Genomic DNA, 14761 nt, shown 5'->3' with positions numbered 1-14761 from the left:
ACTGGGACCGAGGGGTCCGGCGCTCTGACGTTGGCGGCTCACCCCCACGGGCGTGGGGAGGACAACACGCCCGATCTGGACCGGCGCGTCCACTGCGGCTCACCCCCACGGGCGTGGGGGTGAGCCGCAGTAAGGAGGGCACCCACCCGTGGGGTGGGTGCCCTACGACGGACAGCAGAAAGCCCCCGCCGTGATGACGGGGGCCTTGCTGGAGCCTCGGCTAGGTATGGCCCAGTGGAGAGACCTGATGCTCTGAGTCCCACCAGATCGGATAGAACACCCGCGGAGACTCGTTCGACAGCACGCCCCACAAACGGCCCTTTTGCATGATCCGGAAGCGGAACAGCTCATCCCAGTCGTCCAGGCCTAGGTCGTCGAGCCGTTTCTGCGCCTCGGCGCACAGGCTGTCCACCGGCTGGGCGTGATGCTTGGCCAGGGACCGGCTCTTGCTGTGCGCCTGCTGGGCGCGGATCTCTCTCCAGGTCAGTCGTTCCATCGCGGTCAACGCCTCGATGATCGTCATCAGGGTGTCGCCGCCGATCTTCCATGACCAGCTTCCGTCATGCTCGCGGTCGAGCAACGACAGGCGCCACACGGGATGGCACAGGTCATCGTCATCGCTGTCGGTGTGGACCCCGAGCAGCTTCTTCGGTGCGATCGGTTTGCCTGCCCCGGGCGCAAGAGAACCCGGTACGACGGGCTTGCTCTTGCCTTTCGGGACTGCTGGGACAGGCTGCCGCTTATCCCTCTTCGCCATACGAGACGGCCGTCACCATGGCGTCGAAGAACTCGAACATGTCCTCCTCGGTGAGGGGTTCGGCGCTGCGCTCCATGGGGACGCGCCTGCGCGCTCGCGGGCGAACGTTCAGGGCTTCTCGGCGTGGGTCATCTGGGACAGCTGGTTGGCGGTGAAGTCGCTGTAGGAGGCCAGGACGAGGTCGATGGACTCGCGCTCACCTTCGTCCAGGGCGTTGATGTCGCCGGCCTGGAGCTGGAATCGGCCGCGGTGCTTGGCGTACAGGGTTGAAAGACGGGGCCGTTGGCCCAGGCTTCGAAGCGCTCGGGGAACAGCTGTCGTTCTTCCCATGCGAGGTGGTAGCCGTAGAAGTAGTAGCAGAGCTTCTGCAGCTTCATGGCCGTCATGGGGTCGAGCTTGTCGAGGATGTAGGCGCGGCTACGTCGTCGGGGTGGTGCGCCGCGCAGACGTCACGCGGGCCGCGGTGCTGACCGACGGGGCGGCGTGCATCGTGCACCCGTACGAGGTGATGGGCTGGGGCGAGGTGCTCGATCTGATGGGCGAGGCGGGGCCACAGGCGCTGATCGACCGGGTTCGGCAGGCGGAGCGGGGGGACCCGGAGTGTGTTCGGTGGCCTCGGTACAAGCCGGGCGATGACGCGACGGCTGTGTGGTGTGGGCTTCCCGGCTGAGATGCCTGGTGCCCGCGAGGGGGTGGATCGCTGTGGCGCCACCTGCTCTGGGTGTGCTTGGCGGCAACGGTCGCGTTACCCTGTTCGACGGGTCTTCGCCGGGTTAGAGCCGGTGGTGATCAAGGGTCTGTCTGGCGCTACCAACGCTGGGCAGGCCCGTTTTTCGTTCTAGGGGTAAGGGCCAGTCCGGTCGAATGTTCCAGACATTCACCGTCAACCTCCGGAATACGCATGCCCACCACTGGCGAACGTTGGGGAAAGCCGTATGCTGCCTGCATGCAACGTCCGCAACCGCCCTGGATTCCCGTCGGTGTCGACGGCATCGCCAAGCAGCTCCGCGTCTCAGAAAACACCGTCGTCACCTGGCGGCGACGATCCGCCAAGGAGTGGGTCACAGTCGAGAAGTTTCCTGACCCCGAAGGGGCCATCTCGGGCCGCGACTGGTGGTGGCTCGCCGACATCCTCGACTGGGCCCAGAAGACCGGCCGTCTCAAGGATCAGGAGGGAACGCCTGGCGACTGACACTCTCCACAGCTGAAACTTCGGGACCGTCCGGCGTTGGTAGCGCCAAACGGGCCTTTGATCACCACCTGCTCTAACCAGGAGGACGAGCCCTGTGGGCTACGAACTACGCCGTTGGCTTGCCGACCGGCTGCCCGTCGGACTCTCGTCGGGCGAGCGCCTGGTCGCGCTGGAGATCGCCGACCAGGCCAACGATCAGAGCCGTCACGCCTACGGCAGCGAGACCCGCGCCATCATCCTGCGGCGCACCGGCTACGCCGATGAGAAGCAGCTCGGCAAGGTCCTGACGAAGCTGGCCAAGAACGGCATCGAGATGCGCGAGCCGGTTCGCGGCAGGGACGGCGAGCCCGTGCGCGATAAGCGCGGCCGGGTGGTGTACGCCTGCAACGGCCACGAGGTGTCGGAATTCGTGGTCCCCCGGCTGGGAGACCTTCCAAGCTGCCCCGAGCGGGGCAGCTTCCCGGATGAAGGTGCCCCCGAAAGGTCACCCGAGTGGGGCAGCAAAGAGGGTGAAGGTGCCCCGCCTGGTCCTGAAGCTGCTCCGGACGGGGGACCTTCAGGCGCGAAGGTGCCCCGCCTGGTCTCGAAGGTGCCCCCAGCGGGGCACCCTTCTCCTCAATCTCCTCAGGAGAACTTCTCATCTCTCCTCAGCTACGAGCGCGTCGTCATGGAAGCGTTGGCGCCCGCCGGGGTCACCGAGGACGAGATGAGAGAAGTGATCAAGGAGATTCGACAAGCGACCAAAGGCAAGATCGAAAACCCGAACAGCTACTTCCGCACGATCGCTCAACGCGGCGACCTCCCCGACTACCTCAACCGAGTCCGAGTCAACGCCGAACGCCGAGACTCCTACGCCGTCAGACAGGCACAGCCGCCGCCCGTCGTCCCCGAACAGGCTCCCGACCCCGACACCCCCTCGGTGACACCCGAGGAACGCGAGGCCGCCATCGCCGCCGTCCGAGAAGCCCTCAGCAGCTCCCGCATCCGCAGAGGCGAGAAAGGCCCCGCCCGCGTCCTACAGCCACGCCACACCCCCGAGGAGGCTCCACCCGCCGTCCAGGCCGCTCACGCCTACCTGGGTGGGTGTGGCGACTCCTTCGGCTGGATGGCCATCGCCCGAGAGAAGCTCGGCCCCGCCGCACCCACCGGGGAGGTGGTGGTTTTGGCGGCCGAGCTGGCACGCGACGCCGACGCGGAGACGCCGTCAGGCCTGCTGACAGGGTGACGGCCATCGACGTACACCTGCGAACGATCACCGGGTGGGGTGAGCATGGCCGCGCCGATAGGCACGGCCGCGCTGACGGTGAGCAGCCTGCTTCTGGCGTCGCGGGCGGCTTCTTACGCTCGCAGTGCGGCGAGCCCCGCAGCGCCGCCTGACCCGCAGGGTAGGCCCGGGTAGTCGGACGCCAGGGACTCCGTATGCGCCCGCGAACGCCCCTGTCACCAGTTCTGGTGCAGGGGCGTTCGCGGTGCCGGTACCTCAGGACGCCGGGATGATCAACTGTTGTGCGCAATCGAGAGTGACGGTGTGCGCGCAGGCAAGGTAGGCGAACATGTCGTGCCCGCATCCGATCGCCGCCGGGGTGCCTGTTTCCGTGCACCTGATGGCCATGTGAGAGGCAGCCCCGCCGTAGCGGGTGATGAGGCCGGCGATACCTCGGCTGAACAGGTATTCGAAACCTGGGTCGGCGTTCTCGGCCAGGACGATGCGCCCGGCTAGGTGGCCGGCCTCGGTGAATTCGGGCCGGGTGATGAGAACAACAGGGGCAGTGATCCTCTTGCTGGTGATGAAGTTCGGCATGTGCTGGCTGATGATGAGGTCGACATCACACGGGTTGATGATCACGTCGGGAAGGTGTACGCGGCTTTGCGCTGCGTGCGTTTGGTACCGGCTTGCTGCGAGGTTGCGCAGTTGGGCGATGTCGTAGACCGTGACAGTGGCGTTCGCGTAGCTGAGCAGGTCTTCCACCGTGAGGTACGACAGGCAGTCGGTGTTCAATTCGTGCCGGTGCCCGAAAGCCGCGATGAGGTCGAGTGCGTGACTGACGTTCGCAGTGAACTGGAACTTGTACCCTTCGCGGCGGATCTGGGTCTCGCGGATGAACCCCAGCAGGCTTTGCGCGGTGAAACCGAAACCGGTGCGCGCCAACCGCTCGTCGATGGCCTGCATCGTGCTGGCCGAAACTTGGGCAGCGGTGGAAGGACACCGCACGCCGGTAGTGGGGTGCCCGGCCAGGTACAGGTGCGGGGCTTCGGCGTAGCTGGGCACCGTGATGTCGTAGGTGCCGGGCCTGAGATGGCCATACCGGGCAAGAAACTCCTCAGGGGGCATGCGGCCACGCTGGCACGTGGCGAGGTCAGCAGCGAACGACGTCGACACGGTCTCGATACCGGCGAGGAACGCGTCGTGCTCGGCTTGGTCGATGACGCCGGTAGTGAGCAGGGACCGCCACAAGGCCGTGCCGATGAACGTGCCGCGCACGGCGACGGCGAACGGCAGCGTGCCGTATTGGAGCGCGTCATCGAGCAGAGCCCCGGCAAGGAACAGCGGGTGCTCGTTGGTCCGGGCCAGCAGGTCAGCGCGGCGGGCGGGAAGCTGGCCGATGCGCTGGTGCATCTGGGCGAGCTGGCCGCTGTGGTCGCGCACCACGCGGGTTGTCAGCTCCAGCAGGCTGACACGTAGCCGGTCGATCTCGCGAGAGGTGAGGCCGGCGGCGGCCAGGGCCGCGGCGTGCCGGGGGAAATCGAAATCCAGGGCGCTGGGGCAGATCTCGAACTCGACCTTGTCGTGGGCTTCGGGGGAGCGGCCGAGGCGGGCGAGGTAGCAGTCGACCAGCTTGTGACAGAGATCGTCATCCAGGTCGGCGGGAAGGTACGACGTGAAGTCGGCCCGGAGGTCAACGTATGGGTGACCGGCCAGAGTGACCATGAGGTGGTGAGGGGCGGGATCGTGGTAGCCGAGGCGGCGCCGCGCGTCGCGCCACACCTCACGTGTGATCAGACGTTGATACAGCGACAGGGCCAGGGGCCGGGGGTGAGCGCCGATCATTTCGGCGGGGTTCCAGTCCGCCATGGTGCTGTAGGCGCTGCGGGTGCCGTACAGGCCAGGCCGGGGATGGTCGCGCACATGAAGGGTGTCTTTGACCTGGGCGATCTCGGCGGCCACACGGGCATCATTGGCCGTGTGGTCGCGGCCCGCACCAGGCATCGGCCGCGCCTGCAGTACGTACAGATGTTCGGCGTCGGCGGCGAACTCAACATCCAGCTCTGGCCGGCCGGTGAGGTGGGTCAGCTCGCGGACCGTCGCGGCCACGGCGTTAAGCGGCGGTTTTAGTCCCGCCGTGGGCGTCTGGTGGTGAACACGCACTACGCGCGGGATGGTCCCGATCCCGCTGGTCACGGTGTCGGTGCGCTCACCCTCGTCGTAATTGATCACCAGGTAGGGGCCCATGCTGCCCAGGTCGCGGGTGAACGCGACGCCGCTGCACGTCACGCCGCACAGCATCGGCTGGATCAGGATCTCGAACGCGTCGACGTCTGGACCATGGCGTCGGGTGTAGCTGAAGATGACGGCGTGGACGGCCTGGGAGAGGGCGCCGGGAGCGGTGGCGGGCACGTGCAAGATGCTGGTGTAGACGCCGGCGGCCGAGTCGCTGTCGGTGTCTTCTCCCGGTGCACTGCTCCGCACGATGAGTTGCCCGTCGGGGAAGGCGCGCTGAATGGTGTCGACGTATCCTTGCTGGTCGTCGAACCACTGCCCGGCGGTGATGGTGACCTGTTCGGCGATCCGGGCGGTGGTCAGTACGCCGCGCAACCGCTCAAGGGTCTGCGCCTTGGTACCGAGGGTGATCGGAGGGTCGAGGCTCATGCGGGGATCTCCCGTTCTGCGCGGGACAGTGTGGTGACGGTGCGGGGGATGGCAGGGGCGATGCGGGTGAGAACATCGCTGTTGATCGTTTGAGCCAGAGCCGCCCATTCCTGCGCATCGATGGCATGCCCGCCTTGCGCGCCGAGCAGGGTGACGCCGCTACCTACCGTGACCTGAGGAATGTGGGTGACGTCGGCGGTCAGGTGCGTCATGCCGACGCAGCCGATGACGGGGGCGTAGCAGCCGCAGATCAGCATGCGGCCGCCGTCGGCGAGTTGCCGGGGAACGCCGTCGGCGAAGCCCGCCGGCACCACGGCAATCACGGTCGGAGCCGTGGTGCGGTAGGTCGACCCGTACCCGATGGGCGTGCCCAGCGGCACGCACGCCAGGTGTTCGACGTAGGACGTCACAGACAGCACCGGCCGCAGGGACAGCGCGGAAGCCTCTCTGGAGTAGGAAGGGGCCAGGCCGTACAGCACGGCGCCCGGACGCACCATCTCCAGCCGGGTCCGGTCGTGCAGGCCGGTGGCCAGTCCCGCACTGGCGAGCACATGCCGCGGCGGCCGGTAGCCCAACGCGGCGACCGCACGCGCGTACATGCGGTCGAACAACCACAGTTGCTCAGCGCAGGCCTCGGGCTGGTCGCTGCTCAGGTGAGTGAAGACGCCACACACGACCAGGTGATCAAGTGCGGCAACGCGGGTGATCTCGTCGATGCTGGCCGCAGTGGCCGCCCACCCGAACCGGGCTAGCCCGGTGTCGAACTCCAGGTGCACCGGCACCGGACGGCCGAGGCGCGCCCCGGCCTTGTGCAGGTCGCGAGCGGCGGCGAGGGTGGACAGCGACGGGCGCAGCCCGCGCGCCACCAGGTCGACCATCGCGGCGGGCGGGGCAGGCGACAAAACCATGATCGGCACGTGGATCCCGGCGTCATGCAAGGCGCAGGCGTCGGCGGTGGTGGACACGGCGAGTTGCTGCACACCGTGGCGGGTCATCAGCCGGGCGGCGGGGATCAGCCCGTGCCCGTAGGCGTTCGCCTTGACGACACCGATCACGACGGTGGCGGGGGTGATCAGCTGGCGAACGGTGTGGATGTTGTCGCGCACCGCGGCCTCGTCGAGGTGGACGGATAAGCGTGGGGGCCTGTCCATGGCGTCACCTCGTCGACAACCGGGCGTCGATGGCGAGGTTCCGCACGTACTGTTTGAACAACGTCCCGCGGGTGCGGTGATCGGGGAACATGTCCTTGCTGTTCGCGCCTGGGCTGAACAGCACGACCTCACCGGCCTGGGCGATCTCGGCGGCCTGGGCGACGGCCTGGGCGAGAGTGTCGGCCCTGGCGACGGCGGTGAAGCCGTGCGCGTGCGCGGCTGCGGTGATGCGAGACCCGGTCTGCCCGATGGTGATGACGTGACGTACCCGCCCGGCCAGGCCGGCGGCCAGGGGGTCCATGTCGGCGTGCTTGTCGTCCTTGCCGCCGGTGATCAGGACCACCGCTCGGCCGGGGAACGCGTCGAGGGCGTGCAGGGTTGACCACGGGTTCGTCGCTTTGGAATCGTTGTAGTAGTCGACCCGCTCGGTGGTGGTGACGTACTCGATGACGTGCTCGCGGCCGGACCATTCGGTGGCGACGCGGCGGATCACCGGTACGGGCACGCGCCACAGCAGCCCGACGGCCATCATGGCGAGGAGGTTGACGGTCGCACCGGGCACCCTCAGCTCCTGCCGGGTGCATATGGCCGTGCGCGTTCGCCCGTCCTGGGCGATCACATCGTCGCCGGACAGGAACACGCCGTTGAGGTTGTCGGGCAGCGCGCGGGTACTGAAATACATGAGGTGCCCCGCCGCCTGCTCGGCGATCTTCCGGCATACGTCGTCGTCGTAGTTGACGACCGTTGAATCGGCCGGGGTGTGGTTACGCACGATGCGGGCCTTCGCCGCGACGTACTGGTCCCAGTCGTAGTGGTCCATGTGCTCGGGCCGCACGTTGGTCAACACTGCGGTGGAGGCTTGGAAAGAGTGGCAGTCCTCCAGTTGCGCTGAGCTCACCTTGGCGTTCCCCCCGGGGCGTGGACACCCGGTTTCATGCAGCCAGTGCGGTCATCCTAGCAAGCCGATCTTCGTAGACGGCTGGGGGGAGGTTCCCGATTGCCGAGTGTCGTCGGCGGTGGTTGTAGCGAGCGATCCAGCGGAAGATGTCGGTGCGGGCGTCGGCCTCGTCGCTCCAGCGACGTTTGCCCTTGCCATGCAGCAGTTCACGCTTGAGGGTGGCGTTGAACGCCTCGGCGAGCGCGTTGTCCAGGCATGTCCCGGTCCTTCCGCTCGATCGGCGGATGCCGTGAGCGGCGCACAGCGCGGCGAAGTCGGCTGAGGTGTACTGACAGCCGCGGTCGGCGTGGAAGATCACTCCGGTGACGCGGCCGCCGCGGGCCCGCACCGCCGCCGTCAGGGCGTCGCTGATCAGCTCGGTGCGCAGATGGCCTGCGATCGACCAGCCAATCAGCCGGCGTGATCCGATGTCGATGACCGTGGCCAGGTACAACCACGAGTCGCCGACCGGTAGATAGGTGATATCGCCGCACCAGCGCTCGTCGACCGCGCCCGGGCCGAAGTCGCGCTGGAGCAGGTCGGGTACGGGCGCGGCCGCTTGATCAGGGATGGTGGTCCGCCTGCCCTTGCGTAGGTGCAGGCCGACGATGCCCGCCTGGCGCATCAGCCGCGCCACCCGCTTGACGTTGACGATCTCCCCGTCCTCGCGCAGGTCGGCAGTGATCCGGGGCGAGCCGTTGGTCCCACCCGACTCGGTGTGAAAGGCACGGATCTTCTCCACGATCCGCTCGTCCTCGGCCGCCCGGGCCTGGCGGGCGGGTTCCCGCTTGAGCCAGGCGTAGAAGGCGCTGCGGCCAACGTTCAACACCCTGCACAGCCGCGCGATGCCGAAGTCGGCGTGGGCGGAGATGAACCTGAAGCGGCTGGTCAACGATCCATCTCCTTCGCAAAATACGCGGCCGCCTTGCGCAGGATCTCCTTTTCGATCTCCAACTCGGCGACCCGCTTGCGCAGCCGGGCGAGCTCGTCGCGCTCGGCCTTGGCCAGACCTGCGCCCGACTCGCTGCCGGTGGTCTCGGCCTCACGTACCCAGGTGCGCAGGGTCTCGCGGTTCATCCCGAGCTCCCGCGCCACATCGGCACAGGTCCGTCCCGTCGTCCGGACCAGCCTCACCGCATCACGCTTGAACTCATCGCCGAACTTCGACGGTCGTGCCACCCGGAGGCTCCCCTCTATGGAACAAGATCCATTGTCAGGGGTGTTCACGCCTCAGGGGGAACCTCACCAGAGGGGACGACGCATCTGTGAACACGGTGGAGTGTCACCCGCTGACCACGCTGCTTACCCGCAAGCGCTGGACGGCGGAAGATTTCTTACGGCGGGTCGCTGAACGTCACCGCGCTCGGGGAGACGGCGCGTTAGCCGCCCGCAAAGAAAAGCTCTCGCGGTGGATCGCGGGGACAGTGCCGTGGATGACTGCTCAGCTGGCGATGGCCGAGCTGCTCGACGTCGACCCGCACGAGGTGCATCAACGCGGTTGGCCGGACTGGCTGCTGTTGGCCTTTTGCGACGATCGCACCGTTTTGGAATCCCCATGGACGCCAGTGGGTACCGTCAAAGTATTAGAAGACGTGGGAGGGCCGATGGATCGACGCGGTTTCTTGATCGCCTCAACGGGCGCCCTCGCCGCGGTCGTGGCCCAATGGAGTACCGCCCCGCACGCAGCGGGTGCTGCCGCCTCAGGCCGCCGCGTTGGCACGCAAGTCGTGACCCTGCTCGATGGTCGCTTGGACGCCCTGCGCCACCTCGACGACCAGGTCGGTTCCGGTCAGACCTACGACGCGGCGACGACCGAGCTACGGCTGATCACTCGGATCCTGGCGGACTCCTCCTACACCGAGGACGTCGGCCGCGGCCTGTACGCCTCGGCAGCCGAGGCATCCCGTCTGGCGGGCTGGTGCGCCTACGACGCCGGCCACAACGCCGCAGCGGAACGGCATTTCGTCGCCGCGCTACGGGCCTCGGCCAGCGCGGACAACGGCACCGTCGGGGCGAGCACACTCGCGTTCTGGGCGAACCTCCGCTACGCCAGCAACGACCCGCGCGGCGCCCTGGACCTCGTCGACGGCGCCCTAAGCACCTCCCGGAAGATCACCTCTCCTCGGGTGCTGGCCATGCTGCACGCCCGGCGAGCCCGCGCGCACTCCAAAGCAGCCGAACCGATCAAGGCCTATCAGGCGATCGATGCCGCGCTCGCCGCCTACGACCGGGCCGGCCCGGTCGCTGAGGATCTTCCCGCTATGTACTGGCTGACGGCCGGAGAACTGCACCAGGTTGCGGCGAGCTCCGCGCTGACGTTGGGAGAGCCACGACGGGCGTTGGAGCATTTCGACGCAGCCCTGTCCCACCACGATCCATACGACACAGAGAAAGAGGCCCGGGGCACGGCGATCTACCTCGCGCGCCGGGCTGAGGCGCACCTGGCGCTCGGTGACATGGACGCCGCAGTGCACACCGCTCATCAGGCTGTAGACATGATGGGCGGGGTTGATTCCGCCCGTGGGTCAGGCACTCTGGACGAGTTGCGCGCCGAGCTCGGTGCACACCGGCATGCGGCCGTCGTGCGTGACTTTCTCGAACTGACGGCCTGAGCCGGTAAGCCGGAACGTGCCTGACATCACGATCCCGTTGTCGGTCACCGGCCCATCGTAGGGGTGCCCGGGGTGATCCTGCGTAGCGCCGCGAGTGTGTCGCACAAGATCACATCGCTTCCGTAAAACGCGTATGGCCCTCGCCTCCATGGGGAGAGGCGAGGGCCATACGGCCAGCGGGGCCGGTGTATGAGGGTGACCTTGCCCCCACCTTCCCGGGGCGGGAACAAGGCCACCAGGCCCGGCCGCCACGTGACCTCAACGACGAAGCGGCCAAGCGCGGTGAGGCACGACGGCACGGCATAGGGGTCCGACACCGCCAGCTCACGAAGGGCCCCACGAGCGACCCCTGGTTGTGCACCACCGCCCGAGGGGAGTGGAGCACGGCAGCACGAGGCGGGGCGCCCGTGCTACCACGCGGCTCAGGGCCAGGGCGCCGGTTCGACGTAGTGCTCACCGAGTCGTCCGGCGATGCGGCGCGCGACCCGCGGCACGTCGTCGGTCGGCGCTTGGTCGGCGGGCTCTTCGAGGAAACAGGCTCCCCAGCAGAAGACTGCGCCCGCCTGGTCGGCCCACACGGTCAGCTCAGCGCTGATCACCAGGCGGGGCTGCCCCTGGTCGTAGGAGATCTCCGGGTAGATCCGGTGGGTGTGCAGTTCGGTACGCAGGTGCTGGAGGGCGGCGATAGCGCCGGGGTGCCAGGTGGCCGCGCTCAGCCGGTCGCCTGCCGGGGTGTCGTGGGGCGGGATCAAGGTCGCCTTCTTTCCGGGGAACGTGGTCTCGGGGCTCGTTCGGGGCGGCCTGGTGTCAGACCGCGGGGGCGGGGAACGAGCCCCGGGGCCACTGGGAGTGGCGGGTCCGGGCGGCTGGCCGCACTGGGTGTGGGCGGCGTGGCGGCGTGCGGTGAGATCCGCCACAGGTCGAGTTCCGCTTGTTCCATGAGGTCCCACAGCTCACCGGCGCTTTTCGCGCAGACGATGCGGCACTCGCGCGGGTTGGCGCACTGCCAGGCTTCGAAGCGACGGTGTCGCAGGCTCCACATGATCAGCCAGGTCGGCGCGTACCGCTGCACCTGCTTGGCGGCCCGTGCCGCGTCGATGTCATCGCGGGTCGACATGCTCGGCCAGGATCACGTCGGCCAGCAGTGGCAACTCACTGCGCACCACGTCGACAGCCTCCCGCGCACGCAGGATGGTGTGGTGCTCGGCGAGCTGGGCGGCGGTCTCCTTCAGCGTCAGCGCGGAGCTGAGCAGCGGGCTGCCGGATTCGCTGAGCTCAGGGCTGGTCCACCAGAACTTCTCACCGTCGGTGTAGGCCACCAGCCCGTAGTGGACGGACAAGATGGCGTTGCCGGAGGCGAGCTCGTGGACGTCCGCACGGATGTGGTGAACCTCGGCCAGTACGGCGGCCAGGTCCTTGGCGCGTCTGACGGCCTGCCCCGTTCGCAGTTCCGCACACAGCGCAGCCACACTGTCAGCGAGCACATCGACCTGGCCGCTCGTGGCCCGCCACTGCTCGCCGACACGGTCGAACTCGAAGTCGGGGAACTCGCGGCGGGCGTCGGCGAGTACGCGATCCATGACGGCGTCGTGCCTGTGAGCTTTGGTCATCACTCACTCCGGATTTCCGGGGGCTTGATTGACCAGAACCGTATGGCGACGTCACAGTGCGCAACCGAACAGGTGTGAACGAACTTAGAGTTCGCGGCCCCTAGATGAAGATCTTGTGTCGCTCGGCGAGATAGCGAACCTCCGGCGCCCACGACGGCCGCGCCCGCCGCGCCAGGGCACTCACCATGTCTCGGAGCAGCCCTTTGTGATCGAGTTCCTCGGGGCATTCGCGTTCGATCCGCAACAGGTGAACCAAGCTCGCCGCGTCGTCGCCCACGTCCTCGCACGCCCGCGCGACCTGGCACAGGTGCGAGGTCCGCCGCTCGACCGAAACCACCCGGGTGAGGTCGATCTCGTCGGCAAGTCGAATCGCCGCCTCCGGCTGCCGCATCTCGCTCTCCACACTGACCATGTGGATCGCAACGTTCATCGGCCCGAAGAACAACCCCGTCATCGGCCGCTGCTCGTCGACACGCTGTGCCAGCGCGTAGGCCGGCCCGCGTAGCAGTTCGCGGGCGCCGTCGTCGTCACCGGCGCGGGTCATCGCGATCGAGGCCAGCAGATGCAGGCCCCCGAACACGCTGAGATGTCGGTCGTCGCCATCGGCCAGCGCGGGTTCAAGGCTTTCCATGCCGTGCCGGGCGACGTCGTAGGCGATGTCATGCATGTCGTCCGACAGCATGCCCTGGCCGAGGTTCCAGTGCGCCCACGCGATCATCAGAGCGTCTTCGCTCTCCTCGGCCATCCGCATCGCACGGTCGGCGGCGAGGTGGGCCAGGTCCACGCGGCTGAGGTGCTTGAGCACGCCGCGCGCCAGGATGTACACGTCCGCCGCTACCTTGCACGCGACTCGCCGCGCTTCCCCTTCCGGGGTGTTGAGAAGCAGCCCTTCGGCGTCACTGATCAGAGCGGGCAGCGTGCGCATCAGGATGGTGTACTTATTGGGCGAGCCGAACCATGCGTCGCGGGCAGCGGTGACCCGTTCGGCTACCTGCTCAACGTCCGGCGGTTCAAGGTCGGTGCTCAGCGTCCGGTAGGTAAATATGGCCCGCTCGATGTCAGCGACCTGGGGACGTCCCGGCTCGTGTGAATCGCGAGGGCTCTCGCCTAGGAGTACTGCGGTGCGTACTCCGAGGACTGCGGAGATCTGCCGCAGTAGTGGCAGGGAGGGCGTCCGTTTCCCTTGCTCGATCAGTTCGATGTGCCGGGTCGTGCAGCCCGCTTGAGTTGCCAGGCCGGTGGTGCTCATGCCCTGGCGTTCGCGCTGATGCTTGATCATGTGGCCCGTGGTGGCGTCACGCATAGGCCTTGCCGCCTCTCCCGATGATGTCGCAATCTCAGGCTACGGTGCAGGGCCTTCATCATGCGAGGAACCGCCTCGGCTGACGGGGCGTAGCGGGTCGGTGTCCCTCATCGTTGAAGACGAGACATCGCGCCCCTCTGACCTGCAGTTCCTCGGATCGAGTGGCAGTATGGAGACGCGAGGCTTGCCACTCAATCCGAGGCAACTTGCCGTTGCTTTCTCTATGACCGAAACTTCGCTCAATCTGGCGAGCAAGCCAAAAGCTGGAAGTGGGAGATGTGCCCACGGTATGCCAGTTCCGCCTTGTCACCCTTGAACGGGTGTGAGCGGGATGCGTCGGAAATCTCCGTAGAGCTCGGAGTCAGCTTCGGATAGTCACGAATATCTGAAGCCGGCAACGGGGCTGACTTCAGATATCGTCGTCCAGGCGACGGATTGGTTTCATGGGGCCTCAGAGCCCGGAGCCTTCCTGTTGATCTGGTCGATAGCGAGGGCGGCGGCGGTGCCGATAACCGTGTTGATCTCGTTCTCATTGATCCAGGGCCGGTGTGCTCGTGTGAAGACTGCGGCCGCGTAGCGACGCCCGTCTGTCCTCTCCAGGACCCCGATTTCGTTGCGGATCATTCCGAACAGGCTTCCGCTTTTGGCCGCGACGCGGACATCACGTTGAAAGCCCATCGCCAGGCGATTCCTGGTCACCTGCTGAGCCATCAGTTGACGGACCTGGGCGCACGCCTCAGCGGGGCCGGCCTCGTCGCGCCAGATCAGGCGCAACAACCGGGCCATCTCCCTGGCGGTCGTGCGGATCGCATGTTCGGGTTGCATGGCCCGGGAGGACCACAGCCGTTCCTGCAGATCCTGGGATTCATCGGCCGAGCGTGCTGTGGCCGTTGCGTTAGTCAGTTCTGCCCAGTCGGTAAATCTCGCGTCCTGGCCTATCGAGTCGAGCATGCCCTGCAGGGAGAAGGGAATCGCGGTCACCTTCAGCCCCAATTCGGTCAAGGTCGCTCGAACGCGGTCCAGGCCGACATGATCGATGAGGATGTCGGTGGCCGCGTTATCGCTCACGACCAGCATCATCCTGGTCAGGTCACGTATGGAAGCGTCGACTCCGTCGGCGAAGGTAGAAAAGCCTGTCGGGCCTGCTGTTCGCGCGTTGGGCCTGATATGGACTCGGTCTTGTAGATCAAAATGGCCCGCGTCGGCCTGTCGGAAGACTTCCACGGCTATGGCGACCTTGAAGACCGAGGCAGCCACGACCAGGTCATCGCCGCCGACGTGCACTTCCGCGGTGCCGTCTATGTCCAGGACGCATACTGACCTTGAAAGGC

At 67.0% G+C, this 14761-nt stretch carries 15 protein-coding genes; 4 read left to right on the top strand and 11 right to left on the bottom strand.

Going from position 1 to position 14761, the window contains the following annotated elements; genetic code table 11:
* Positions 1 to 220: 220 nt before the first annotated feature.
* Entirely contained in the window at positions 221 to 757 is a 537-nt protein-coding gene (locus ACQP0P_RS27695; protein WP_433359515.1) for a hypothetical protein, read from the bottom strand.
* 128 nt (positions 758 to 885) lie between these two features.
* Positions 886 to 1134 (bottom strand): Panacea domain-containing protein, encoded by a 249-nt coding sequence (locus ACQP0P_RS27690; RefSeq protein ID WP_433359512.1) that lies wholly within the window; start codon positions 1132 to 1134, stop codon positions 886 to 888.
* Between the two features lie 56 nt (positions 1135 to 1190).
* Here ACQP0P_RS27690 and ACQP0P_RS27685 point away from each other — a divergent pair, with 56 nt between their 5' ends.
* The 3 genes from ACQP0P_RS27685 (at position 1191) to ACQP0P_RS27675 (ending at position 3174) form a co-directional block, all read left to right on the top strand.
* Positions 1191 to 1427 (top strand): hypothetical protein, encoded by a 237-nt coding sequence (locus ACQP0P_RS27685; RefSeq protein ID WP_433359509.1) that lies wholly within the window; start codon positions 1191 to 1193, stop codon positions 1425 to 1427.
* A gap of 276 nt (positions 1428 to 1703) precedes the next feature.
* The gene (locus ACQP0P_RS27680; protein ID WP_433359506.1) at positions 1704 to 1949 is read left to right on the top strand and encodes a hypothetical protein; all 246 of its coding nucleotides are present in this window, start codon (positions 1704 to 1706) and stop codon (positions 1947 to 1949) included.
* Between the two features lie 94 nt (positions 1950 to 2043).
* Positions 2044 to 3174 (top strand): hypothetical protein, encoded by a 1131-nt coding sequence (locus ACQP0P_RS27675; protein ID WP_433359503.1) that lies wholly within the window; start codon positions 2044 to 2046, stop codon positions 3172 to 3174.
* Between the two features lie 255 nt (positions 3175 to 3429).
* On the opposite strand, the gene ACQP0P_RS27670 is transcribed toward ACQP0P_RS27675, so the two are convergent.
* From ACQP0P_RS27670 to ACQP0P_RS27655, 4 genes are all read right to left on the bottom strand, one after another.
* On the bottom strand, positions 3430 to 5763 hold the full coding sequence (locus ACQP0P_RS27670) for a PEP-utilizing enzyme (RefSeq protein WP_433359500.1): 2334 nt from the start codon (positions 5761 to 5763) through the stop codon (positions 3430 to 3432).
* Between the two features lie 50 nt (positions 5764 to 5813).
* Complete coding sequence (gene alr, locus ACQP0P_RS27665) at positions 5814 to 6968, bottom strand: alanine racemase (protein WP_433359497.1); 1155 nt, start codon at positions 6966 to 6968, stop codon at positions 5814 to 5816.
* A gap of 4 nt (positions 6969 to 6972) precedes the next feature.
* The gene (locus ACQP0P_RS27660) at positions 6973 to 7815 is read right to left on the bottom strand and encodes a glutamate ligase domain-containing protein (RefSeq protein ID WP_433359494.1); all 843 of its coding nucleotides are present in this window, start codon (positions 7813 to 7815) and stop codon (positions 6973 to 6975) included.
* Positions 7816 to 7900: 85 nt separating this feature from the next.
* A protein-coding gene (locus tag ACQP0P_RS27655) for an IS3 family transposase (RefSeq protein ID WP_433359003.1) occupies positions 7901 to 9084 on the bottom strand; the annotation gives its coding sequence in 2 pieces (ribosomal slippage) (positions 7901 to 8874 and positions 8874 to 9084; 1185 coding nt in all).
* 254 nt (positions 9085 to 9338) lie between these two features.
* On the opposite strand from ACQP0P_RS27655, the gene ACQP0P_RS27650 reads away from it, so the two are divergent.
* Complete coding sequence (locus ACQP0P_RS27650; protein WP_433359491.1) at positions 9339 to 10517, top strand: hypothetical protein; 1179 nt, start codon at positions 9339 to 9341, stop codon at positions 10515 to 10517.
* A gap of 422 nt (positions 10518 to 10939) precedes the next feature.
* Here the strand turns inward: ACQP0P_RS27650 and ACQP0P_RS27645 are convergent, their stop codons facing one another.
* The 5 genes from ACQP0P_RS27645 to ACQP0P_RS27625 form a co-directional block, all read right to left on the bottom strand.
* Positions 10940 to 11269, bottom strand: coding sequence for a hypothetical protein (locus tag ACQP0P_RS27645; RefSeq protein WP_433359488.1), 330 nt, complete (start codon positions 11267 to 11269; stop codon positions 10940 to 10942).
* The gene (locus tag ACQP0P_RS27640) at positions 11266 to 11634 is read right to left on the bottom strand and encodes a hypothetical protein (RefSeq protein WP_433359485.1); all 369 of its coding nucleotides are present in this window, start codon (positions 11632 to 11634) and stop codon (positions 11266 to 11268) included. The genes ACQP0P_RS27645 and ACQP0P_RS27640 overlap by 4 nt, the downstream gene beginning before the upstream one ends.
* Complete coding sequence (locus ACQP0P_RS27635; protein ID WP_433359482.1) at positions 11618 to 12127, bottom strand: hypothetical protein; 510 nt, start codon at positions 12125 to 12127, stop codon at positions 11618 to 11620. Before ACQP0P_RS27635 ends, ACQP0P_RS27640 begins: the two co-directional genes overlap by 17 nt.
* A 100-nt stretch (positions 12128 to 12227) precedes the next feature.
* Positions 12228 to 13430 (bottom strand): helix-turn-helix domain-containing protein, encoded by a 1203-nt coding sequence (locus ACQP0P_RS27630; RefSeq protein ID WP_433359479.1) that lies wholly within the window; start codon positions 13428 to 13430, stop codon positions 12228 to 12230.
* A gap of 441 nt (positions 13431 to 13871) precedes the next feature.
* Complete coding sequence (locus tag ACQP0P_RS27625; protein WP_433359476.1) at positions 13872 to 14714, bottom strand: serine hydrolase; 843 nt, start codon at positions 14712 to 14714, stop codon at positions 13872 to 13874.
* Positions 14715 to 14761: the final 47 nt, after the last annotated feature.

The sequence above is a fragment of the Streptosporangium sp. CA-115845 genome (assembly GCF_050943795.1).
Taxonomy (GTDB): domain Bacteria; phylum Actinomycetota; class Actinomycetes; order Streptosporangiales; family Streptosporangiaceae; genus Streptosporangium.
The sequence above is the reverse complement of the archived record's forward strand: the minus strand, read 5'-3'. Positions and strand labels throughout refer to the sequence as shown.